At 74.7% G+C, this 21,906-nt stretch carries 20 protein-coding genes; 7 read left to right on the top strand and 13 right to left on the bottom strand.

Annotated elements, in window-relative coordinates:
• The first annotated feature begins 67 nt into the window (after nucleotides 1–67).
• Entirely contained in the window at nucleotides 68–1,024 is a 957-nt protein-coding gene (locus ACFVYI_RS19855) for a GlxA family transcriptional regulator (protein ID WP_387887196.1), read from the top strand.
• Here the strand turns inward: ACFVYI_RS19855 and ACFVYI_RS19850 are convergent.
• Together ACFVYI_RS19850 and ACFVYI_RS19845 are read right to left on the bottom strand one after the other, a co-directional pair.
• Nucleotides 1,000–1,290 carry a WhiB family transcriptional regulator gene (locus tag ACFVYI_RS19850; protein WP_387887194.1) on the bottom strand — a complete coding sequence of 97 codons (291 nt, stop codon included), beginning with the start codon at nucleotides 1,288–1,290 and terminating at the stop codon, nucleotides 1,000–1,002. The two genes, ACFVYI_RS19855 and ACFVYI_RS19850, sit on opposite strands and share 25 nt — an antisense overlap.
• Before the next feature lie 261 nt (nucleotides 1,291–1,551).
• A complete protein-coding gene (locus tag ACFVYI_RS19845) occupies nucleotides 1,552–3,180 on the bottom strand; it encodes an AMP-binding protein (RefSeq protein ID WP_387887192.1) in 1,629 nt (542 codons plus the stop codon).
• Between the two features lie 131 nt (nucleotides 3,181–3,311).
• Here ACFVYI_RS19845 and ACFVYI_RS19840 point away from each other — a divergent pair, with 131 nt between their 5' ends.
• The 3 genes from ACFVYI_RS19840 (at nucleotide 3,312) to ACFVYI_RS19830 (ending at nucleotide 6,093) form a co-directional block, all read left to right on the top strand.
• Entirely contained in the window at nucleotides 3,312–3,758 is a 447-nt protein-coding gene (locus ACFVYI_RS19840; RefSeq protein WP_387887189.1) for an SRPBCC family protein, read from the top strand.
• Nucleotides 3,759–3,954: 196 nt separating this feature from the next.
• Complete coding sequence (locus ACFVYI_RS19835) at nucleotides 3,955–5,112, top strand: N-acetylmuramoyl-L-alanine amidase (RefSeq protein ID WP_387887187.1); 1,158 nt, start codon at nucleotides 3,955–3,957, stop codon at nucleotides 5,110–5,112.
• A 93-nt stretch (nucleotides 5,113–5,205) separates the two neighbouring features.
• Nucleotides 5,206–6,093 carry an NAD-dependent protein deacetylase gene (locus ACFVYI_RS19830; protein WP_387887184.1) on the top strand — a complete coding sequence of 296 codons (888 nt, stop codon included), beginning with the start codon at nucleotides 5,206–5,208 and terminating at the stop codon, nucleotides 6,091–6,093.
• Nucleotides 6,094–6,132: 39 nt separating this feature from the next.
• Here ACFVYI_RS19830 and ACFVYI_RS19825 read toward each other — a convergent pair whose 3' ends face one another.
• Complete coding sequence (locus ACFVYI_RS19825; RefSeq protein WP_387887182.1) at nucleotides 6,133–7,386, bottom strand: MFS transporter; 1,254 nt, start codon at nucleotides 7,384–7,386, stop codon at nucleotides 6,133–6,135.
• Between the two features lie 143 nt (nucleotides 7,387–7,529).
• Here ACFVYI_RS19825 and ACFVYI_RS19820 point away from each other — a divergent pair, with 143 nt between their 5' ends.
• The gene (locus tag ACFVYI_RS19820; protein WP_387887180.1) at nucleotides 7,530–8,420 is read left to right on the top strand and encodes a LysR family transcriptional regulator; all 891 of its coding nucleotides are present in this window, start codon (nucleotides 7,530–7,532) and stop codon (nucleotides 8,418–8,420) included.
• Nucleotides 8,421–8,487: 67 nt separating this feature from the next.
• Here ACFVYI_RS19820 and ACFVYI_RS19815 read toward each other — a convergent pair whose 3' ends face one another.
• From ACFVYI_RS19815 to ACFVYI_RS19805, 3 genes are all read right to left on the bottom strand, one after another.
• Nucleotides 8,488–9,873, bottom strand: a complete 1,386-nt coding sequence (locus tag ACFVYI_RS19815; RefSeq protein ID WP_387887177.1) for a M20/M25/M40 family metallo-hydrolase — start codon at nucleotides 9,871–9,873, stop codon at nucleotides 8,488–8,490.
• A gap of 200 nt (nucleotides 9,874–10,073) precedes the next feature.
• Nucleotides 10,074–10,985: a glutaminase gene (locus ACFVYI_RS19810; protein WP_387887297.1), complete on the bottom strand. Its 912-nt coding sequence runs from the start codon at nucleotides 10,983–10,985 to the stop codon at nucleotides 10,074–10,076.
• Nucleotides 10,986–11,092: 107 nt separating this feature from the next.
• Nucleotides 11,093–11,689: an MBL fold metallo-hydrolase gene (locus ACFVYI_RS19805; RefSeq protein WP_387887175.1), complete on the bottom strand. Its 597-nt coding sequence runs from the start codon at nucleotides 11,687–11,689 to the stop codon at nucleotides 11,093–11,095.
• A gap of 129 nt (nucleotides 11,690–11,818) precedes the next feature.
• Here ACFVYI_RS19805 and ACFVYI_RS19800 point away from each other — a divergent pair, with 129 nt between their 5' ends.
• A complete protein-coding gene (locus tag ACFVYI_RS19800; protein ID WP_387887294.1) occupies nucleotides 11,819–12,727 on the top strand; it encodes a GlxA family transcriptional regulator in 909 nt (302 codons plus the stop codon).
• Between the two features lie 22 nt (nucleotides 12,728–12,749).
• Here ACFVYI_RS19800 and ACFVYI_RS19795 read toward each other — a convergent pair whose 3' ends face one another.
• A complete protein-coding gene (locus ACFVYI_RS19795; protein WP_387887174.1) occupies nucleotides 12,750–13,454 on the bottom strand; it encodes an NAD(P)-dependent oxidoreductase in 705 nt (234 codons plus the stop codon).
• 116 nt (nucleotides 13,455–13,570) lie between these two features.
• On the opposite strand from ACFVYI_RS19795, the gene ACFVYI_RS19790 reads away from it, so the two are divergent.
• The gene (locus ACFVYI_RS19790) at nucleotides 13,571–14,407 is read left to right on the top strand and encodes a DUF1963 domain-containing protein (RefSeq protein WP_387887172.1); all 837 of its coding nucleotides are present in this window, start codon (nucleotides 13,571–13,573) and stop codon (nucleotides 14,405–14,407) included.
• A 40-nt stretch (nucleotides 14,408–14,447) separates the two neighbouring features.
• Here ACFVYI_RS19790 and ACFVYI_RS19785 read toward each other — a convergent pair whose 3' ends face one another.
• From ACFVYI_RS19785 to ACFVYI_RS19760, 6 genes are all read right to left on the bottom strand, one after another.
• Nucleotides 14,448–15,455, bottom strand: a complete 1,008-nt coding sequence (locus ACFVYI_RS19785) for an MsnO8 family LLM class oxidoreductase (protein WP_387887169.1) — start codon at nucleotides 15,453–15,455, stop codon at nucleotides 14,448–14,450.
• 82 nt (nucleotides 15,456–15,537) lie between these two features.
• Nucleotides 15,538–16,989 (bottom strand): GH1 family beta-glucosidase, encoded by a 1,452-nt coding sequence (locus ACFVYI_RS19780; protein WP_387887166.1) that lies wholly within the window; start codon nucleotides 16,987–16,989, stop codon nucleotides 15,538–15,540.
• 29 nt (nucleotides 16,990–17,018) lie between these two features.
• A complete protein-coding gene (locus ACFVYI_RS19775; protein ID WP_387887164.1) occupies nucleotides 17,019–17,855 on the bottom strand; it encodes a carbohydrate ABC transporter permease in 837 nt (278 codons plus the stop codon).
• A gap of 5 nt (nucleotides 17,856–17,860) precedes the next feature.
• A complete protein-coding gene (locus ACFVYI_RS19770) occupies nucleotides 17,861–18,802 on the bottom strand; it encodes a carbohydrate ABC transporter permease (RefSeq protein ID WP_387887162.1) in 942 nt (313 codons plus the stop codon).
• Between the two features lie 23 nt (nucleotides 18,803–18,825).
• On the bottom strand, nucleotides 18,826–20,112 hold the full coding sequence (locus ACFVYI_RS19765) for an extracellular solute-binding protein (RefSeq protein ID WP_387887159.1): 1,287 nt from the start codon (nucleotides 20,110–20,112) through the stop codon (nucleotides 18,826–18,828).
• A gap of 446 nt (nucleotides 20,113–20,558) precedes the next feature.
• Nucleotides 20,559–21,629, bottom strand: coding sequence for a LacI family DNA-binding transcriptional regulator (locus tag ACFVYI_RS19760; protein ID WP_387887158.1), 1,071 nt, complete (start codon nucleotides 21,627–21,629; stop codon nucleotides 20,559–20,561).
• Nucleotides 21,630–21,906: the final 277 nt, after the last annotated feature.

Here is a 21,906-nt window from a genome sequence, read left to right as displayed (position 1 = left end):
CCAGGATGCGACGGCCTCGACCTGCGTCGATAGCGGCCCGAAGGTCATGCTGTGCAAGAATTGGGCCATGCATCGCGTCGTCGTTCTCGCCCTGGACGGGGTCATCCCGTTCGAGCTGAGCCTCGCCTCCCGGCTCTTCGGGGCCGCCACGGACTCCGCGGGCCGGCCCCTCTACGAGGTGGTCACCTGTTCGCTGGACGGCCGGCCCGTCCGCACCGCCGCGGACTTCTCCATCACCGTCGAACGCGACCGCACCGCACTGGCCGGGGCCGACACGCTGATCGTCCCCGCCTCCGAGGAGTTCGCCCGGATCGTCGACCAGGACTCCCTGTCTCCGCGCATCACCGAGGCACTGGCGCTGCTGCGCCCCGACGCCCGGATCGCGGGCATCTGCGTCGCCACCTTCCTGCTCGCCGCGGCCGGCCTGCTCGACGGCCGCCCCGCCGCCACCCACTGGCGCCACGCCGACCGGTTCCGGCAGGTCTACCCGCAGGTCGACCTCGCCCCCGACGTCCTCTTCGTCGACGCCGGGCGCATCCTCACCTCGGCGGGCGCCGCGGCCGGCATCGACCTGATCCTGCACCTGATCCGCTCCGACCACGGCAGCGCCGTCGCCAACCTGGTCGCCCGGCGCTGCGTCGTCCCGCCGCAGCGCGAGGGCGGCCAGGCGCAGTACGTGGAACGGCCGGTGCCGGAGAGCACGGACGCCGGGACGTCCGCCACCCGGGCCTGGGCCCTCGACCGGCTGCACGAACCGCTCCAGCTGACCGACCTCGCCGGCCACGCGGGCATGAGCCGGCGCACCTTCACCCGGCGCTTCCGGGCCGAGGTCGGGCAGAGCCCGGGCCAGTGGCTCACCCAGCAGCGCGTCGACCTGGCCCGGCACCTGCTGGAGAGCAGCGACCTGCCGGTCAACCGGATCGCCGAACGGGTCGGCTTCGGCACCGGCGCGTCCCTGCGCCAGCACCTGCACACCGCGATCGGCGTGCCGCCGGGCGCCTACCGGAGGACCTTCCGGGCCTGACGCCCCAGCCGCAGGCGTTCGTGCTCGCCGAGACCGCCCCAGACCCCGTACCGCTCGTGGGCCTCCAGGGCGTAGCGCAGGCATTCGCGTCGGACGGGGCAGCCCGCGCAGACGGCCTTGGCGGCGTTCTCGCGCGAGTCGTGGGCCTCGCCGCGTTCGCCGACCGGGTGGAAGAAGAGACCGCTGTCGGCGGAGCGGCAGGCGCCGTGCAGCTGCCAGTTCCACCGGTGGTCGAGGGCTCCGGGCAGGCGTGCGACGTTCGTCATGACACGGGCTCCGTTTCCGTCGGGGGTGGTTCGGGGTGCTGAGCGCGGACCCCGGGCGCGGCGCCCCGACCGTCCCGGGCGGCGCGTCCTCGACCTCCGGCTGCCCCGAACGCGCCGCTCCACACCCCTCCCGGTCCTCTCGACACACATCGCCCCGGCACGACTCGCCCCGGCACGACTCGCCCCGGCACGACACGCCCCGGCACGACACGCCCCGGGCCGGCCGCGCGGGCCGCCGGACCCGCTCGACGCCCGGGCCCGTCAGGCGAGCCCCAGCAGGGCGACCGCCTGTTCGCGCATCTCCACCTTGCGGATCTTGCCGGTGACGGTCATCGGAAACTCCTCGACGAGGTGCACGTAACGCGGGATCTTGTAGTGCGCGATCCGGCCGCTGCAGAACTCCCGCAGCGCCGGCGCCGTCAGTTCGGGGGCGCCGGGGCGCAGCCGGATCCAGGCCATCAGCTCCTCGCCGTACTTCGCGTCGGGGACACCGATCACCTGGGCGTCCAGGACGTCCGGGTGGGTGTGGAGGAACTCCTCGATCTCCCGCGGGTAGATGTTCTCGCCGCCGCGGATGACCATGTCCTTGATCCGGCCGGTGATGGTGAGGTAGCCCTCCTCGTCCATCACCGCCAGGTCGCCGCTGTGCATCCAGCCGTCGCCGTCCAGGACCTCGGCGGTGCGGTCGGGCTGCTCCCAGTAGCCGACCATCACCGAGTAGCCCCGGGTGCAGAGTTCGCCGGGCGTGCCGCGCGGGACGGTGCGGCCGGTCCGCGGGTCGACGACCTTCACTTCGAGGTGCGGGCCGACCCGGCCGACGGTGGAGACCCGGCGCTCCAGCGGGTCCTCGATCCGGGTCTGGACGGACACCGGGGAGGTCTCGGTCATGCCGTAGCAGATCGACACGTCGCGCATGCCCATCCGCTCGACGACCTGCTTCATCACCTCGGTGGGGCAGGGGGACCCGGCCATGATCCCGGTGCGCAGGCTGGAGAGGTCGTGGTCGGCGAAGGACGGGTCGTTGAGCTCGGCGATGAACATGGTCGGGACGCCGTAGAGCGAGGTGCAGCGTTCGGCGGCCACCGCGCGCAGGGTGGCGGCGGGCTCGAAGCCCGGGGCCGGGATCACCACGCAGGCCCCGTGCGAGAGCGCGGCGAGGTTTCCCATGACCATGCCGAAGCAGTGGTAGAAGGGCACCGGCACGCAGATCCGGTCCAGCTCGGAGTAGCCGCACAACTCGCCCACGAAGTAGCCGTTGTTGAGGATGTTGCGGTGCGACAGGGTCGCGCCCTTCGGGAAGCCGGTGGTTCCCGAGGTGTACTGGATGTTGATCGGGTCGTCCGCGCCCAGCGCCCCGGCGGCGGCGTGCAGGGGGCCCCGGTCGGCGTGCGCGGCGCGGGCGAGCAGCTCGTCCCAGGCCGGTGAGCCGATCAGCAGGACGTCCTTCAGCGCGGGGCAGCGCGGGGCGGTCTCGGCCAGCATGGCCGCGTAGTCGGAGGTCTTGAACGACGGCGCGGCCACGATCGTGCGGGTGCCCGACTGCCGCAGCACGTACTCCAGTTCGTGCGCGCGGTAGCCGGGGTTGACGGTCACCAGGACGGCGCCGATCCGCGCGGTGGCGTACTGCGTGAACACCCACTCCGCGCAGTTCGGCGCCCAGATCCCGACCCGGTCGCCCCGGCCGACGCCGAGCGCCAGCAGCCCGAGCGCCACCCGGTCCACCTCCTCGGCCAGCTCCCGGTACGTCCAGCGGCGGCCGGCGGGCAGGTCGACCAGGGCCTCGCGTTCGGGGAAGGCGCGGACGGCGCGGTCGAGGCTCGCGCCGATGGTGTCGTCCAGCATGGGGGTGGCCGAGGTACCGGTGTCGACGCTGAGGGAAGGGGTGGTCATGCGGTGACTCTCCTGGACTCGCCCGGGCAGATGGCGACCGAGTCTATGCAAGGCCGCGCCTGACGTCATCGCCCGTGCCCGCCTGGGACGATGACGGGACGTCACCGATCCGTTTCGTCGAAGGAGAGCTCATGGCAGGCCGGTTCGAGACCACGGTCGAGATCGATCGCCCCGTCGAGGAGGTGTTCGCCTATCTCGCCGACGGCCGGAACGACCCGGCGTTCAGCCCGCGGGTGCTGGAGATCACCAAGGCGCCGGACGGCCCGACCGCCGTCGGCACCGTGTTCACCAGCACGGTCAAGGACGCCGGCATGAAGACCGCACGACAGATCCGGATCACCGAGCTCCGGGCGCCCACCACGCTGCGCTGGACCGAGATCTCGAAGAACCTCGTGACCTCCTCCGACGGCGGCTACGACCTGACGGCGGTGTCGCCGAACACCACCCGGGTGCGGATCTTCAACACCCTGGAGGGCCACGGCCTGGGCAAGCTCCTCGTCGGCCTCGCCCTCGGCGCCGCCCGCAAGGACGCGCCCGCCTTCGGCCGGCGCATCAAGGCCGCGGTCGAGGCCGCCTGACCCGGGTGGCGGGTCGCTGCTCGCCCAGACCCCTTCCGACCTGCACTTTCGGGCAAAGATTCCTAGGAATCGAACGGATGCACGGGGTCAATTGTGTACATTCGACCTTGACTGATCTTCTGTCAGCGGGGGGCGCGACATCCGGAGCGAATTCTCGGGCCCTCCGTTCCCGATCACGCCCGAGACAGGACCATCCATGCCCAACCCGAAGCCCGCCGTCACCCGGCGCACCCTCGTCACGGCGATCGGCGCCACGGCTGCCGCGCTCGCCGTCACCCCCGCCGCGTCGGCCGCGACCACCGGTGCCGGCACCGCTGCCGCCGGCACCGGCGCGGGCGGGGCCCGGCCGGTCGCCGCCCGGACGACCCGCGTCCCGGTCACCCGGGCGCAGTCCGCGGTGGGCCGGGCGGCCACCACCGTGCGGGCGGACTTCCCCATCCGCTACGTCGGCGTCAGCTGGGACGGCCCCACCCGCGGCGCCGCCATCCGCCTCCACCGCGAGGACGCCACCCCCGGTACGTGGCAGCCGCTGCCCGGCGGCTGCGCGGGCGGCCCGGACCACGAGGACCGCGCGGGCGGCGTCGCCACCGCGCTGATCGCCGCCGGCGGCGCGCCCGGCTACGACCTGCGCCTGCCCGACGGGGCCGGCAACGTCCGCTCCGCCGCCATCGACACCGTGCACGGCCCGGCCCGCACCGTGGCGATCGCCCCGACGACGCCCACCACCTTCTGCGGCGTCGAGTACGTCTCCCGGGCGGCCTGGGGCGCCGACGAGTCCAAGCGCTTCAAGAACGGCGTGGAGAACTCCCCCGCGAAGTACTACCCGCTCCAGACCCTGACGGTGCACCACACCGACACCCCCAACGCCGACCCGGACCCGGCCGCCACCATGCGGGCGATCTACGAGTACCACGCGATCACCAACGACTGGGGCGACATCGGCTACCACTTCCTGATCGACGAGGCCGGGCGGATCTACGAGGGCCGCTGGTCGGGCGACGACGGCATCCCGGCGCACGACGCGTCCGGGAACGTCGTGACGGCCTTCCACACCGCCGGCTTCAACTCGGGCAACCTCGGCATCGCCCTGCTGGGCACCCTCAGCAGCCAGGAGCCGACCGCGGCCGCCCGGGCGTCGCTGACCGCACTGCTCGCCGCGGTGGCCCGCGGGCACAACCTGGACCCCCAGGCGCACACCACCTTCGTCAACCCGGTCAACGGCGTGACCAAGCCGGTCGAGACGATCAGCGGCCACCGCGACTGGCTGGCCACCGACTGCCCCGGCGGCACGATGTACGCGAGCCTGCCGGCCCTGCGCGCCGACGTGGCCGCCTTCGGCACCGCCGGGCACTGACCCGGGCGGCCCGGGCAACCCCGGGTCGCCGCGAGGCCGTGCAGGAGGGCGCAACCCCCTGCACGGCCTCCGCCGCGTCGCTAGGCTGTGGGCATGGCTGTGGATCCGATGCCCGAGCCGCCGGCGGCCGGAGCGAGCGAGCCGCCGGACGCCGCGCTGGGCGAGATCGGACGGCTGCTGGCCGGCCGGGACGTGCTGGTCCTGACCGGCGCGGGACTGTCGACCGAGTCGGGCATCCCCGACTACCGCGGCCCCACCGGGAGCCTGCGCCGCCGGACGCCGATGACGTACCAGGAGTTCGTGGGCAGCGCGCAGGCCCGTCGCCGCTACTGGGCGCGCAGCCACGCCGGGTGGCAGTCGATCGCCCGGGCCCGCCCCAACGCCGGGCACCGGGCGGTCGAGGAGTTGCGCCGGGGCGGCCTGGTGTCGGCGGTGATCACCCAGAACGTGGACGGACTGCACCGCGCGGCCGGCACCCTGGACGCCGTGGAACTGCACGGCGGCCTCGACCGGGTGGTCTGCCTCGGCTGCGGGCGCGCCAGCACCCGCGCGGACCTCGACCGGCGCCTGCACACCCTCAACGGCGCCTTCCGCGACGAGAGCTCCCCGAGGAACGCCGACGGGGACGTCGAACTGCCCGACGCCCTGGTGGCGGCCTTCCGGGTCGCGGCCTGCCGGGCGTGCGGCGGGATCCTCAAGCCCGACGTGGTCTTCTTCGGTGAGAACGTGCCCCAGCCGCGCGTGCGGCACTGCTTCGACCTGGTCGACGAGGCGCGGGCGCTGCTCGTCCTCGGCTCCTCGCTGGCGGTCATGTCCGGTCTGCGCTTCGTTCGGCACGCGGCGCGGGCCGGCAAGCCCGTCGCGATCGTGAACCAGGGCGGGACGCGCGGGGACGCCTACGCCACCGTCCGGGTCGGCCTCCCGCTCGGCCGGACGCTGACGGCGCTGGCGGACCGGCTCGCCACCGCGCCGCCGCGCTGAGGCGCTCGGTCTCGGGGCGGGCCGGCTCCGACCCCACGGTCAGGCTCGGCCGGCAGGACCCGCCGGAGCCGCTCCCAGTGCCGCGACCAGCGGCGCCGCCGTCGCCAGGGCGCCGCCCAGCCACATCACCGCGGCCGGTCCGAGGCCGTCCACGATCCGCCCACCGGCCAGGGCGCCCAGCGCGATCGCCGCGTTGAACACCGCGACGAACAGCGAGGCCGCGCCCTCCCGGGCCTGCGGAGCGGCCCGGGTCAGCCAGGTCTGCGCGCAGACCGAGACACCGCCGTAGGCCACACCCCAGAGCACGACGAGAGCGGCCGCCCCGGGCAGCCGGGTGCCCAGCACGGGCACGGCCACCACCGCCGCCGCGAGCAGCGCGCCGATCGTCACCACCGCCCCGCGCACCCCCCGCCCCACGGCGGCGCCGGCCGCGAAGTTGCCCACCACCCCGCCGACCCCGTAGACCAGCAGCAGCGCGCCGACCTGCCCCGCCGACGCCCCCGACACCTCCTCCAGCACCGGGCGCACATAGGTGTACGCGGCGAAGTGCCCGCTCACCAACAGCGCGACCACGAGCAGCCCGGTGCGCACCGCGGGGATGCCCGCCAGCCGCAGCACCCCGCCCAACCGCAGGACCTGCTCGGCGGGCAGCGGGGGCATCAGCAGGGCCAGCGCCCCGGCCACCAGCAGCGCCAGGCCCCCGAGGGCCGCGAACGCCACCCGCCAGCCGGCCAGTTCGCCGAGCAGGGCGCCGGCCGGCACACCCAGGACCGAAGCCACCGCGATGCCGCTGAAGACCGTCGCGGTCGCCGGGCCGGCCGAGCGCGCCGGGACGAGCCGCACCGCCACGCCGGCCGCGAGCGACCAGACACCGCCCATGGCCAGGCCGACCAGCACGCGGGCCACCACCAGCACCGCGAACCCGGGTGCCGCCGCCGACAGCACATCGGCCGCGCCCAGCACCGCCAGCAGAACGCAGAGCGCCCGGCGCCGGTCCAGCCGTCCCAGCGCCGCGGTGAGCGGCGGCGCCGAGACGGCGGCGACCAGGCCGGTCACCGTCAGGGTCAGCCCGGCGGTCCCCTCGGTGACGTGCAGGGCGTCGCCGATCGGGGTGAGCAGCCCGACCGGCAGCATCTCCGAGGTGACGACGGTGAAGGTGGCGGCCGCCACCGCGAGCACGGCCGGCCACCCGCCCGACGGGGCCTCGACTGCCGGCGGGGCGGGTGTGGCCGGGGACACGGCCGGGGCCGGGTCGGGCGCGGTCACGGCGGGTCGGGATCGGAGTTCTGCCATGCGCCCAGCCAACGCCCGCGGCGCAGGGGGAACAAGGACGGATCGCTCACCCTTGCATGAGGTGGGCTCGTCGATCGGGCCGCCCGCCGCGCGCGGGCACGACAGGTGCCCGTCCGAGGGCCGCCACGCCGAGGGGGCCCGCCATGAGCGGTCTGGACCTGCGAGAGCTGGAGTGCTTCCTGGCCGTCTGCGAGGAGCTGCACTTCGGCCGGGCCGGGGAGCGGCTGTTCGTTTCCCAGAGCCGGGTCAGCCAGCTCATCCGCTCGCTGGAGCACCGGATCGGCGCGCGGCTGCTGGAGCGCACCAGCCGTCGGGTGCAACTCACCCCCGCCGGCCGGGAGTTCCTGGCAGAGCTGGGCCCCGCCCACGCGGCGCTGCGGGCCGCGGTGGACGGGGCCAGGGCCGCCGCCCTCGGCCGGCGGGGCCGGCTGCGGATCGGCTTCCAGGGCAGCACCGGCGCCGCCTTCATGGCCGCCGTCGCGGCCTTCCGCAGGCAACTGCCCGGCTGCGCGGTGGAGATCACCGAGATCCCGCTGTCCGACCCGTTCGGCGCGGTACGCCGGGGCGAGGTGGACACGGCCGCCGTCCTGCTGCCGGTCGCCGAGGACGACCTGCGGCTGGGCCCGGTCTTCTCCCGGCAGCCGCAGTACCTGGCGCTGGCCCGGCACCACCCCTGGTCGGGCGCGGCGGGGGTGAACGCCGAGGACCTGGCCGGCACCGAGCTCATCCGCGTCGCGCGGCCCGCGCCCGACTACTGGCGCACGGCCCACGCCCCGACCCACACCCCCGGCGGCCGGCCCGTCCCGCCCGGCCCGGCGGTCCGCACCCTGCAGGAGGGGCTCTCGCTGGCGGCGGGCGGCCTGGGCGCGATGCTGCTGTGCGGGCCCACCAGCGAGTACCACCGCCGCGAGGACGTCACCTACCTCCCGGTCACCGGCCTGCCGCAGTCGGCGCTCGGCCTGGTCTGGCACGGCGGGCGCGAGAGCGCCCCGGTACGCGCCTTCGCCCGGGCCGTCGCCGAGACCGTCGCCTGAGCCCGCCCGGCGGGGAGGCGCTGCGAGGTCCGCGCCGACGTTCACGTGGCGGCGCGTCGCACCGGTGTCAGCAGTGGCGCAGGAAGCGGTCCAGGACGCGGGTGCCGAACTCCAGCGCCTCGACGGGGACCCGTTCGTCGACGCCGTGGAACAGGGCGGCGAAGTCGAGCCCCGCGGGCAGGCGCAGCGGGGCGAAGCCGAAGGTGCGGATGCCCAGGCGCTGGAACGACTTGGCGTCGGTGGCGGCGGACAGCATGTAGGGCAGCACCCGGGCCCCCGGGTCCTCGGCGGCGAGCGACAGCGTCATGGCGTCGACCAGCCGGCCCTCGAAGGCGGTCTCGACGGCCGGCAGGCTGTTCCACTCCTGCTCGATGCCGGGCCCCAGGAGCGCGGCGACCTCGGCCCGGAACGCCTCCTCGCGGCCCGGGAGCACCCGCGCGTCGACCTCCGCGCGGGCGGTGGACGGCACCACGTTGGCCTTGTACCCGGCGTCGAAGCGGGTGGTGTTGGCGGTGTCGCGCAGACTGGCCCCGATCAGCCGGGACGCGTGCCCGAACCGGGCGAGCGCCGCCTCGGGGTCGTTCTCGTCGAACGGCACCCCGGTGATGTCCGCGACCCCTTCCAGCAGTTCGCGCACCGCGGGGGTGAGGACCAGGGGGAAGCGGTGCGTCTCCAGCCGGGTGACGGCCGCGGCGAGCTTGGCGACCGGGTTGTCGTCGTGCAGCAGCGAGGCGTGGCCGGCGGTGCCCTGCGCCCTGAGCCGCAGCCAGACCGCGCCCTTCTCCGCCGTCCCGATCAGATAGGCCCGGGTGGAGTCGCCGAAGCTGACCGAGAAGCCGCCGACCTCGCCGACCGCCTCGGTCACGCCCTCGAAGAGGTCCGGCCGGTGGTCGACGAGCCAGCGCGCGCCCTGGAAGCCGCCCGCCTCCTCGTCCGAGACGAAGGCGAAGACCAGGTCGCGCGGCGGCAGGACGCCGTCGCGCCGGTAACTGCGGGCCACGGCGAGCATCATGGCCACCATGCCCTTCATGTCCACCGCGCCCCGGCCCCACAGATAGCCGTCGGCGACCTCCCCGGAGAAGGGGTGCACGCTCCATTCGGCCGGATCCGCCGGGACGACGTCGAGGTGACCGTGGATCAGCAGGGCGCCGCGCGCCGGGTCGGCCCCGGGCAGCCGGGCGACGACGTTGCCGCGGCCCGGCGCGCCGGCCTCCACATAGGTGAACTCGTAGCCGACCTCGGCCAGTTTGGCGGCCACGTACTCGGCGGCCGGGCGTTCGGTGCCCACACCGCCCGCGTCCGCGGCGTTGGTCGTGTCGAACCTGATGAGGTCGCTGGCCAGGGCGACCACCTCGTCCCACGGCGGGACGGGCGAGCGGCCGGGGCCCGCCGGGGCGTCAGCGGGCCCGGCGTTCGCGGGCGGCGGGGCGGGCGAGGTGGTGCGCGGCGTCATGCTGGGGTGGTCCTCCCTGCAGGGCGGGCGGAGCGACCTCCCGCTCCCCCGTCGGCGGTACCCGTCGATCAGACCACAGGACCGGCCGTCTCCGGGGGCCGACGACCGGTTCGGCCGTCGACGCGGCCGGATCCGGCGCCCCGGGCCGCCGGTGGCCGGGCGTCACCGGCGGCCGGGCGTCACCGGCGGCCGGGCGAGCCTCAGAAGACCGACCAGCCGGTGGCCGTCGTCAGCGCGTCCAGGGCCGCCACCCCCAGCACCGAGTTCCCGGCCGCGTCCAGGCCCGGGCTCCAGACGCAGACCGTGCCCCGGCCCGGCAGCACCGCCAGCACTCCCCCGCCGACCCCGCTCTTGCCCGGCAGCCCCACCCGGTAGGCGAACTCCCCCGCCGCGTCGTACGTGCCGCAGGTGAGCAGCACCGCGTTGATCCGCTTGGCCTCGCTGCGCGACAGCAGCCGCGAGCCGTCGGCGCGGGTGCCGTGCCGGGCGAGGAAGAGCCCGGCGAGGGCGAGGTCGCGGCAGCTCGCCTCTATCGCGCAGTGCGCGTAGTAGTGCGCGAGCACGCTGTCGACCGGGTTGCGCAGGTTGCCGTAGCTGGCCATGAAGTGCGCCATCGCGGCGTTGCGGTGGCCGTGCTGCGCCTCGGAGGAGGCCACCGAGTCGTCCACCGCGACGGCCGGGTTGCCGGACTCCGCGCGCAGGAAGTCCCGGACCGCGCCGACGGCGTCGCCGGTCAGCTTGAGCAGCCGGTCGGTGACGACCAGTGCTCCGGCGTTGATGAAGGGGTTGCGCGGGATGCCGTGCTCGGACTCCAGCTGGACCAGCGAGTTGAACGGGTTGCCGGACGGTTCGCGGCCGAGGCCCCGCCAGAGCTCGTCGCCGCCGTCCGCCAGCGCCAGTGCCAGGGTGAACAGTTTCGACACCGACTGGATCGAGAACGGGTGCTGCCAGTGCCCGGCGCCGTACACCGCACCGTCCACGGTGGCGATCGCCATCCCGAAGGCCGTCGGGTCGGCCTGGGCGAGGGCGGGGATGTAGTCGGCGACCCGCCCCCGTTCGGGCGCCCGCCGGGCCGCCCCCATCGCCTCCTGCAGGAGCAGCTGGTAGTCCATGTCGTTCACGCTGCCATTGTCGGCCACCCCGCCGGGCGGGGCAGAGCCGGGGCCGACCCCGGCGCACGCCGGGCTCACGGGTCCCGGTCCGGGTCCCGGCCGGGGGTCTAGCGGGGCGCGGTGTCGTCGGCCGGGAACGCGGGGCCGTGGCCGGGCACGATCAGGTCCGCGGCGGCCAGCACCCGGAGCCGGGAGGCCCGCAGGACGTCGTGGTCCGGGGCCACCGGGTCGTCGACCGGACCGTTCGGCCGCCACCACAGGTCGCCCACGAACGCGACGACGCCGGTGTCGGTGCCGGCCAGCAGCGTGATGTCCTCTCGGCTGTGCCCCGGTGTGCGGATCAGCCGCAGCGACGGGGTGAGCTCGTAGCCCTCCGCGTCGCGGTCGGTCCACTGGTCGTGCCGGTAGATCGCCTTGTGGTCGTGGACCCGGGCCTCGCCGAACAGGCCGACGTTCATGGTGTTGTCCGGGTGGTGGTGGCTGAGCACCACGTCGGTGATGTCGTCGGGGCCGAGACCCAGCTCGGCGAGCGGGCCGAGGATCCGGTCGCGGCCGGCCACCATCCCCGGGTCGACGATCACATGGCGGTCCCCGTCGCCGAGGTAGGAGACGGTGGCGGCGACCCCGGGGCCGGTGGAGAGGGTGTAACCGGTGGTCAGGATCGAGTAGCGGGCGCTGCGGCCGAGCGGTGCGTCTGTCGTCATGCCCTCAGTCTCGCGGGCGGCCCGCACCGCAACGAGTGGCCGTGCTGCCACCGATCGCAGGATTCGTGCCACACTCCTCCGGTGCAGCCCTTCACCACGATCGCCGCCTACGCCCCGCCCGGCGTCGGCATGCTCGGCGCCGGCATCGTCTCCGAGGTCTTCGACGCACGCGGCCAGGGGCTGCCCCGGTTCGACTTCGCCCTCTGCACCGACCGGCCGGGGCAGGTCCGCACCGACACCGGGCTGCCCCTGGTGGTCGAGCACGGCCTGGACCGGCTGGCCGCGGCGGACCTCGTCATCGCCCTGCCCTGGGCGGACTTCCGCACCCCGCCCGGGCCCGCCGTGCTCGACGCGCTGACCGCCGCCCACGAGCGCGGAGCGCTGGTCGCCGGGCACTGCGTCGGGGCCTTCGCGCTCGCCGCGGCCGGGCTGCTCGACGGGCGACGGGCCACCACGCACTGGCGTTTCGCCGCCCTGCTGGCCGAGCGCCATCCGGAGATCGCCGTCGAGGCCGACGCGCTCTACATCGACGAGGGCCGGATCGCCACCGGCGCCGGTGCCGCCGCCGGCTTCGACCTCTGCCTCCACCTCCTGCGCCGGGAGCACGGCGCCGCGACGGCCAACGCCATCGCCCGTGACCTGGTGCTGCCGTCCCACCGCGACGGCGGCCAGGCGCAGTACCTGGCCACTCCCGTCCCCGAGGACTGCCAGGACGAGCGCCTCGCCGACGTCCTCGCCTGGGCCCGCACGCATCTCGACCGGCCACTGCCCGTGGCGGAGCTGGCCCGGCGCTCCCTGATGAGCCGACGCTCCTTCGCCCGCCGCTTCACCGCCGCGACCGGCACCACCCCGCACGCATGGCTGCTCGGCCTGCGGCTGAGCAGCGCCGAGGAGCTCCTGGAGACCACGGATCTGCCGGTCGAGGAGATCGCCCGCCGGGTCGGCTTCGGCAGCGCGGCCGTCCTGCGCGCGCAGTTCGTGCGCCGTCGCGGCGTGCCACCACGCTCCTACCGCCGCTCGTTCTCCCGCACGCCGTAGTCGTCCGCGGTGGCTCCGGACGTCAGCCGGCCACCACGGGGATGCCGTCCGGCCGCCCGGCGAGCAGGGCGGCGAGGTGGTCGGCGCAGTGGCGGGCCGCGGTGGCCATGGCCCCCCTGGTCATCCCGGCCGCATGCGGGGTGAGCAGGGCGTTCGGCAGCCCGAAGAGGGGGGAGGCGAAGGCGGCGTGCTCGTGCTCGAAGGTGTCGACGGCGGCCGCCGCGAGCGGGTGCCCGGGGTCCCGGAGCGCCTCGGCCAGGGCCGCCTCGTCGACGATGCCGCCCCGGGCGGTGTTCAGCAGGATCGACCCGGGCCGCATCAGCGCCAGCTCCGTCCGACCGATCAGCCCCCGGGTCTGCGGGGTGAGCGGCAGGTGCAGCGAGACGACGTCGCTGGTCGCCACGAGTGCGGGCAGGGAGTGGGCGGTCGGCACCTGGGCGTCGGCCGGGTGCCGGGCGAGGCCCCGGACCGCCATCCCGAGGGCACTCGCCCGTTCGGCGAGCGCCGAGCCGATCCGGCCCAGCCCGACGATGCGCGCGGACTCGTCGAAGGCGTCGACGTCGACGAAGGCGACCCGGTCGCCCCAGGCGGCCCGCGTGCCGGGGTGGTCGGCCACCCGCCGCAGGTTCAGGGTGACCTCCAGCCCGTGGCCGAGCAGCCGCTCCAGCTCCCCGGCGAGCAGCTCGCCGGGAGCCGCGTCCAGCAGCAGGACCCGCGCGCGATCCATGTCCCTCCTCGTTCCGCCCGTTGCGCGGACCCTACCGGCCGCCGCCGACAACGGGGCCGGGCGCGGGGCGGCAGCCGCCGACCGCGGTGTCGGTGCGGGGTCCTAGAGTGGCGGGCATGATGCGCCCCAATCCTGTGACCGCCGAGGACGAGCGAACGCTCCGGCAGCTGATCGGTGAGGCGGGCCTCGGGCCCTGGGAGGGCGAGTTGGTGGGGGTCGCCGAGCACGGCATCGCCCTCGGGACGCGCCCCGCCGACCACCGGGGGCCGGAGCCGTTCTCCCGGTGCGGCGGTGTGCCGGCCGTCCCGCCCGGCTTCGTCTGGCCGGGCACCGGGTCCGGTCCGGAGGCGGTGCCGGACTGCTTCGTCGCGCAGATCGACCTGACCGAGGTCGCTTCGGCGGACGTCAACGGCCTGCTGCCGTCCCGTGGTCTGCTCTACTTCTTCTTCCTCGGTCACGACGGCTTCGGTGGCCGCGACCCGGTGACCGTCCTCCACTTCCCGGACCACACCGCCGCCGACACCGCGCCCTACGACGTGGCCTCCGACCCGGCGTTCGCCGACCCCGAGGCCGGCTGGGGCGCCCCGCCGTGGGAGTTCACCGGGCCGCCCACCCCGCTGTACGCCGCCGGCAAGGCCCTGCTGGCGAAGGTCGTCCGGTTCCACGACGACCCGCTCGTCGACCTCCCCGAGGAGGCGGTGGACCTCCTGACCGCGCTGCCGGCCGCCGCCCTGGACGTCGCGCCGCAGCACGGGGCCTCCATGGTGCTGCTCGGCCCCGACCGGGATTCGGACCAGTACGTGGTGCCGCCGCACGGCCGCGGTCCGGAGCGTGTCCTGCTCGCCGCGGGCCGCCCGGACTTCACCGGCTGCCCGCTCTACTACGTCATCCGTGACGAGGACCTGGCCGCGGCCGACTTCGGTGGGGTCGAGGCCGTCACCGTCCAGCACTGACCCGCGCCGGGCGGCGCGGGTGCGCCCTGCCCAGCCCCGGTCAGAGCGGGCGGACCGCCTCGGCGAGGAGGCGGTAGGAGTCGAGCAGCGCCGTGCGGTCGTAGCTGTTGGTGGTGACGAGGAACTCGTCGGCGCCGGTCCGGGCCATCAGCGCGGCGAGCTCGGCGGCGGCCTGCGGCGGGGTGCCGGCGATGTGCCCGCGCAGCGACTGCTGGTAGGCCGCGCGCTCACGCGCGCTCATCTGCCGGTTCAGCACCTCCTCGGCGGGGGCGAGCGGCGGGAACTCGCCGTGGGTCCGCGCGTAGGCGCTCGACCAGGCCTCGGCGACCAGGAGCCGCTCGGCCTCCTCGGTCGTCCCGGCGACCGCCACCGTGCCGGAGACCACGACGTACGGGCGCGCCGCCTGCGCGGAGGGGCGGAACCGGGCGCGGTAGCGGTCGATGGCGGCCAGCATCCGCTCCTCCCCGCGCACGGCCGCGATGACCAGCGGGAGCCCGGCGTCGGCGGCGATGTCGGCGCCCGCGCCGGTGGCCAGGACGAAGGCCGGGACGTCCAGGCCCTCGGCGGGGCGGGCATGGACGTCCTGCCGGGTGCGCCCCGACCCGTCGAAGTAGCCGAGCAGCTCGGCCAGTTGCTCGGCGAAGCGGTCCGCAGCGTCCTTGTCCCGGCCGAGTGCCCGCCGGACGCCGTCGGTGAAGGCCACCGAGCGGCCCAGCCCCATGTCGATCCGGCCGGGGTAGAGCGCGGCGAGCACCCCGAACTGCTCGGCCACCACCAGCGGCTGGTGGTTGGGGAGCATCACGCCGCCCGTCCCGACCCGGATCCCGGTCGTGACCGCCGCCACCGCCGCGGCGAGCACGGTCGGTGCCGACCCGGCCACGCCGGGGACGCCGTGGTGCTCCGACACCCAGAACCGGTGGTAGCCGAGCCGCTCGGCGTGCCGGGCGAACGCCACCGTGTCCCGCAGCGCCTGGGCCGGCTCCTTCCCCTGTCTCGTCCGGGAACGGTCCAGTACCGAGAGACGGATCGCAGGCGCAGCAGTAGTCACCTCAGCGGCAACGACCGCCGCCGGGGATCGCATTCCCGGCCGTCCGGCGCCCGCCGCCGGGGACCTTCGCCAGGGGCCGGGGTCAGGACGGCGGGCCGGCCGGGCGGAGTTCGCCGGTGCGGACGACCTCCGCGTACCAGCGGGCGCTGTCCTTGGGCGTGCGCCGCTGGGAGGCGAAGTCCACGTGGACGATCCCGAAGCGCTTGCCGTAGCCGTACGCCCACTCGAAGTTGTCCAGCAGGGACCAGAGGAAGTAGCCGCGCACGGGGGCGCCGGCGGCGATCGCCCGGTGGACGGCGGTGAGATGGGCCCGCAGGTAGGCGATCCGCTCGGGGTCGCGCACGGCGCCCGAGGGGTCGCTGTAGTCGTCGTAGGCGGCGCCGTTCTCGGTGATCAGCAGGGGCAGGCCGGGCAGGTCGTCGCGGAGCCGGGTGAGCAGTTCGTAGAGGCCGTCGGCGTCGACGGGCCAGCCCATCGCGGTGCGCTCGCCGTCGGCCGGGAGGAAGCGGATGCCGTGGTCGGCGGGCCAGGGGGACCGTTCGCCGCCGTGGCCGTCCTGGCGCGGGGCGGGGTCGGCCGGGTCGTCGGCGGCGACCACCGTCGGAGTGTAGTAGTTGATGCCGAGCGCGTCGACGGGCCGGGCGATCTCGGCGAGGTCGCCGTCCTGGACGAAGGACCAGTCGGTGACGCCGGCGGTGTCGGCGAGCACGTCGGCCGGGTAGCGGCCGTGGAACACCGGGTCGAGGAAGATCCGGTTGGCCAGGCCGTCGATCCTCCGGGCGGCCTCGTGGTCGGCCGGGTCGTCGGTGTGCGGGCGCACCGCCGCCAGGTTGAGGGTGAGGGAGATCCGGGCCCCGGCCGGGAGTTCGGCCCGCAGCGCGCCGACGGCGAGGCCGTGGGCGAGCAGCAGGTGGTGGTGGGCGGTGAGCGCGGCGGCCGGGTCGGTGCGGCCGGGGGCGTGGACGCCGCTGCCGTAGCCGAGGAAGGCGCTGCACCACGGCTCGTTGAGGGTGGTCCAGGCGCCGACGCGGTCCCCCAGACGGCCGGCGACCAGGGCCGCGTACTCGGCGAAGCGCCGGGCGGTCGACCGGTCGGTCCAGCCGCCGCCCGCGGCGGAGCCGCCCCCGGCCGGAGTCTCCAACTCCTGCGGCAGGTCCCAGTGGTAGAGCGTGGCGACCGGGGTGATGCCGTGCTCCAGCAGTCCGTCGACCAGCCGGTCGTAGAAGTCGAGCCCGGCCTTGTTGACCGGGCCGCTGCCGCCGGGCTGGACGCGCGGCCAGGAGATCGAGAACCGGTAGGCGGGCAGGCCGAGTTCGGCCATCAGCGCGATGTCCTCGCGGAACCGGTGGTAGTGGTCGGTCGCGATGTCGCCGGTGTCGCCGTTGCGGACCTTTCCCGGCGTCCGGCTGAAGGTGTCCCAGATGGACGGGGTGCGGCCGTCCTCCCCGGCCGCACCCTCGATCTGGTAGGCGGCGGTGGCCGCGCCCCAGAGGAAGTCGGCGGGGAACGCGAGGGGTCGGGCGTGGTCGGTCATGTCGCCTTCCGGAGGTGTGGGTCGGGGGGTCAGCCCTTGACGGCGCCCTGCATGATGCCGCCGACGATCTGGCGGCCGAGGACGCCGAAGACCAGCAGGACGGGGAGCGTGCCGATCAGGGTGCCGGCCATGACGATCGACTGGTCGGGAACGTACCCCTGCCCCAGGGACTTCAACGCGACCTGCACGGTGGGGTTCTGCGAGCTGAGGGCGACGACCGGCCAGAAGAAGTCGTTCCAGGTGGCCATGAAGGTCAGCATGCCCAGCACCGCCATCCCCGGACGGGCGGCCGGCAGCACGATCGATCGGAAGATCCGCAGCAGCGAGGCGCCGTCGACGCGGCCGGCCTCGATCAGTTCGTCCGGCAGCGCCTGGATCAGGTACTGCCGCATGAAGAACACCCCGAAGGCCGAGACCAGCGAGGGCAGGATCACCGACGGCAGGGTGTTCTGCAGGTCGAGCCGGACGATCACCATGAACAGCGGGATCACGCCGAGCTGCGGCGGGATCATCACGGTGGCGACGGTGACCGCCAGCAGCAGTCCCCGGCCGCGGAAGCGCAGCTTGGCGAAGGCGAAGCCGGCCAGCGTCGAGGAGAGCACCACCCCGGCCGTGACGGTCGCCGAGACGATCAGCGAGTTCAGCAGCGCGTCGCCGATCGCGGCCTGCGCCAGGGCCTCGCCGATGTTGTGCAGCAGGTTGGGGCCGGGAGTCAGTGCCGGCGAGGCCGAGCTCAGTTCGGCGTTGGAGCGGCTGGCGGCCACCAGCGTCCAGTAGAACGGGAACGCGAACACCAGGGTGGCGGCGATCAGCACCACGTGGACGAGCGGGCCGCCGTGCAACGGGGATCGGGGGGTCGGTCGCATGCGGGTCACCGGTCCGTACGGTTGCGCCGGGCGGCGATCGCCGCGTTCAGCAGGGCGAGGACGACGATCAGCAGGAACATCACCCAGGCGACCGCGGCCGCGCGCCCGAGGTGGAAGAAGCTCCAGCCCTGCTCGTACAGGTAGAGGCCGAGGGTCTGGTACTGGTGGGAGATCCCGCCGCCGGCGTTGCCCTCGTACAGCAGCGGTTCGCCGAACAGCTGGGTGGCGCCGATGGTGGAGACCACGACGGTGAAGACGATCGTGGGGCGCAGGCCCGGGACGGTGACGTGCCGGAACTGCTGCCACCGGGAGGCGCCGTCCACCGCCGCCGACTCGTACAGCTCGCCGGGGATGGCCTGCATGCCGGCGAGGTAGATCAGCGCGTTGTAGCCCGTCCACCGCCAGGTGACGATGGCGGAGACGCCGAACTGCGAGGCCCAGGTGTCGGCCTGCCAGTCCACCGGACTCAGGCCCAGCCGGCCCAGCGCCCAGTTGATCAGGCCGTAGTCCCGCCCGAAGAGCTGGGCGAAGACCAGCGTGGCGGCGGCCACCGAGGTCGCGTACGGCAGCAGCATCGCGACCCGGTAGAAGGACCGGCCGCGCAGCCGGTAGTTGAGCAGGTGGGCCAGGCCGAGGGCCATCATCAGCTGGGGAACGGTGGAGAGGACCCCGATGGTGAAGGTGTTGCGCAGCGCGTTCCAGAAGAACGGGTCCGCCAGGAGGCGGCCGTAGTTCTGCAGGCCCAGCCAGTCCATCCGGTCGGTGGTCTGCAACTCGACCCGGTGGAGCGAGACATAGGCGGTGTAGAGCAGGGGGAACAGCCCGAAGGCGGCGAAGAGGACGAAGAACGGGGCGAGGAAGCCGTAGGGGGAGAGCCGCCAGGCCCGGCCGGTCCCGGGCTTCGCCGGGTCGGCCGCGGGCAGGCGGGCGGCGGAGGTGATGGCCATCGTGGAGTGGTCCTGAGCTCGCGTCAGCTGCCGTTGGCCTTGCGGATGTTGTCCATCGCGTGCTTCCAGGCGGTGTCGGGAGCGGTGCCGGTCCGCTCGACCTCGCCGAGGGCGTCGGTGAACGCCTTGCCGATCACGCCGTCGTCCACACCGAGCACCTGGGCCGGCATCGCGGCCGCCGACTCGCTGAAGATCCGGCCGATCGGCGCGTTGGCGAAGTACGGGTCGGTCACGTCCTTGATCGCGGCCTGTGCGCCGGTGGAGGACGGGAAGGAGCCCTGCTTGGTGAAGAGGGTGGTCTGCTGCTCCTTGGCGGTCAGCCAGGCGATCAGCGCGGCGGCCTCCTTCGGGTGCTTGGCCGTCCTGGGGACGGCCAGGTAGGAGCCGCCCCAGTTGCCGGTCCGGCCGGGGCCGGCGGCGACGTCCCAGGTGCCCGAACCGGCCTCGCCCGCCTGGCCCTTGATGTAGCCGAGCATCCAGGCGGGGCAGCTGAGGGTGGCGAACTTCCCGGTACTGAAGGCCTTGTTCCACTCCGGGGTCCACTGCGGGAGCTTCGCGGACAGGCCGTCCGCGACCAGCCGGCCCGCGTCGGCCCAGGCGGTCCTCACGGCCTGACTGCTGTCGAAGACGGGCTTGCCGCTCTCGTCGGCGTAGCGCACCTTCTGCTGGCCGACCTCGGCGGTGAAGAGGCCGGCCGCGCTGTCGGTCCAGACGTTGCCGGCCTGGGCCTTGGCGACGTACTCCTTGCCGAGGTCCAGATAACCCTGCCAGGTCGACCAACGGGCGGCCAGTTCGGTGCGGTCGGTGGGCAGGCCGGCCGCCTTGAACAGGTCGGTGCGGAAGCAGATCGCCTCCGGACCGATGTCCGTACCGGCCCCGAGGACCTTGCCGTCGGTGGTCTTCACGGCGGCACCCTTCCACGGCACCAGCTCGTCGTTGACCGAGCCGAGACCGAGGGTCTTCAGATCGGTGAACTTGTCGGCCTGCTTCTGCAGCACGCTCGCCACCCGGCCGACCTCCAGGCCCTGGATGTCGGCGAGGCCGCCGCCGCCCGCGAGCTTGGTCTGCAGGGCCTGCCAGTACTGGCCCTCGTCCTGGGTGTCGGTCTGCTTGACGGTGATGTTGGGGTGCAGCTTCATGTACTCCTCGTAGAGGCCGCTCTCCTTGAAGCCGAAGGTGCCGAAGAGGTCGACGGTGACGGTCACCTTGCCGTCGGCGGCGTCGGAGGAGCCGGCGGAGCTGCCGCAGGCGGTGAGCAGGAGGGTGGCGGCGAGGGCGGTGCTGCCGAGCACGGCGGTGGAGCGGCGCATGAGGACTCCCTGGCGGGGCGGGTGGGGTTGGTTTCGGGCGGCGCGGGCGGAGCGGCGGGGCACGAGGACGCAAGGACGAGGGGGGCGCGGGCGAGCGTGGGAAGGCGACGAGGCGAGAATGCGGGCCGGTCCGTTCTGAGAGCGCTCTCTTGAGAGCGCTCTCAGGCGCTGAGAGGAGAGTGCCGCGCGGCGGCGCGGCGGTCAAGAGGTCGAAACCCGAACGTAATCTCCGGGACACCGCGCGCTCGGCGTTCAGGGCGTGAAGGCGGACGCCGTGGCGGCGTGGGGGCGGGCGCCAGGTACGGGCCGGGCGCGGAGAGCGGGCGCACGGGCCCAGGCGCGCGTCCGGGTCCGGAGCCCCCGGCGCTCGGGCAGGCGGCGCGCTCAGGCCCGGTCAGGCCCGGTCAGGCACTCAGGCCCGGTCATCCGCTCAGGCGCTCAGGCGCTCAGGCCGAGGCGCGCAGGATCAGCCGGGTCGGGGTGATCACGGAGGTGGGGCCACCGGGCGGCAGACCCCGCGGGGCGCCGGCCGCCGCCGCGGGGCGCGCCCCGGCACCGACCAAGCGGCGCAGCAGCAGGCCGGCCATCAACCGGCCCATCTCCTCGATGTCCTGGCGCACCGTCGTCAGCGGCGGCTCCGTCCAGGCGGCGATCGACTCGACGTCGTCGAAGCCGACCACGGCGACGTCCTCCGGGATCCGGCGGCCCGCCTCCCGCAGGACCCGCAGCGCGCCCGAGGCCATCGCGTCGGAGGCGGCGAACACCGCGTCCAGGTCGGGCCGGCGGGCCAGCAGTTCGGCCATCGCGCGGCCGCCGCCGTCCGGGGTGAAGTCGCCCTCGGCGATCAGTGCCGGGTCGCCGTCGGGCAGCACGTCCCGGTAGCCGTCCAGCCGGTCCAGCGAGGAGGTCTGGTCGAGCGGACCGGTGACGGTGGCGATGGCCCTGCGCCCGAGCGCCCGCAGGTGGCCGACCGCCAGCCGGGCGCCGCCCCGGTTGTCGCTGTCCACGTAGACCAGGTCGCGGTCGGACTCGGCGCCCGCCCAGCCCGGTCGGCCGCCCACCACGAAGGGCAGCCCGACCTTGCGCGCCATGTCGGGCAGCGGGTCCGGCTGGTGCAGCGAGAACAGCAGCGCGCCGTCCACGTGGCCCCCGGCCAGGTAGCGGCCGACCCGCTCGTAGTCGTGCTGGTCCTCGACCATCATCAGGACCATCTGGTGGTCGGCGGCGGACAGCTCGCGGCCGATGCCGCGCAGTTGCTGGGCGAAGAAGGGGTCGGAGAACAGCCGGCTGCCGGGCTCGGCCACCACCACGGCGATCGCCCGGTTGTGCCGGGTCACCAGCGTCCGGGCGGCCGGGTTCGGGACGTAGTCGAGCTCCTCGACGGCCCGCCGGACCTTCTTCCGCAGGGCCTCGCGGACTCCCTCGCCGCCGTTCACCACCCGCGACGCCGTGGCCCGGGAGACCCCGGCCCGTTCGGCGACCGACTCCAGCGTCGGACGCGGCGTCTGCTCCGGCACCGTGGGCTCCTCTCGCGCGCGGACGCTTCGTCCCCAGAGCCTAGCGGGTTCCCGGAGCATCGGTGAGAGCGCTCCCAGTCGGCCGGGCGCAGGTGGCGGCCGAGGCGGCCGGGACGACGTGCCCCACGTCCCCGGCGGGCCCGGTCGGGCGCGCCGAAGCGGGGGGGGGGGGCCCCCCGCCGCCCCCCCCCCCCGCCCCCCCGCGGGCGGGGGGGGAAGTGTTCGACTATATGTTTGAGAAAAAAGGCGCGGGGGGGCGGGGGTGGGGTATGTATAT

Origin of the sequence: Kitasatospora sp. NPDC058218 (assembly GCF_042882445.1) — a bacterium.
In the GTDB taxonomy this organism is placed as follows: domain Bacteria; phylum Actinomycetota; class Actinomycetes; order Streptomycetales; family Streptomycetaceae; genus Kitasatospora.
This window is presented reverse-complemented; position numbering and strand designations above follow the sequence as displayed.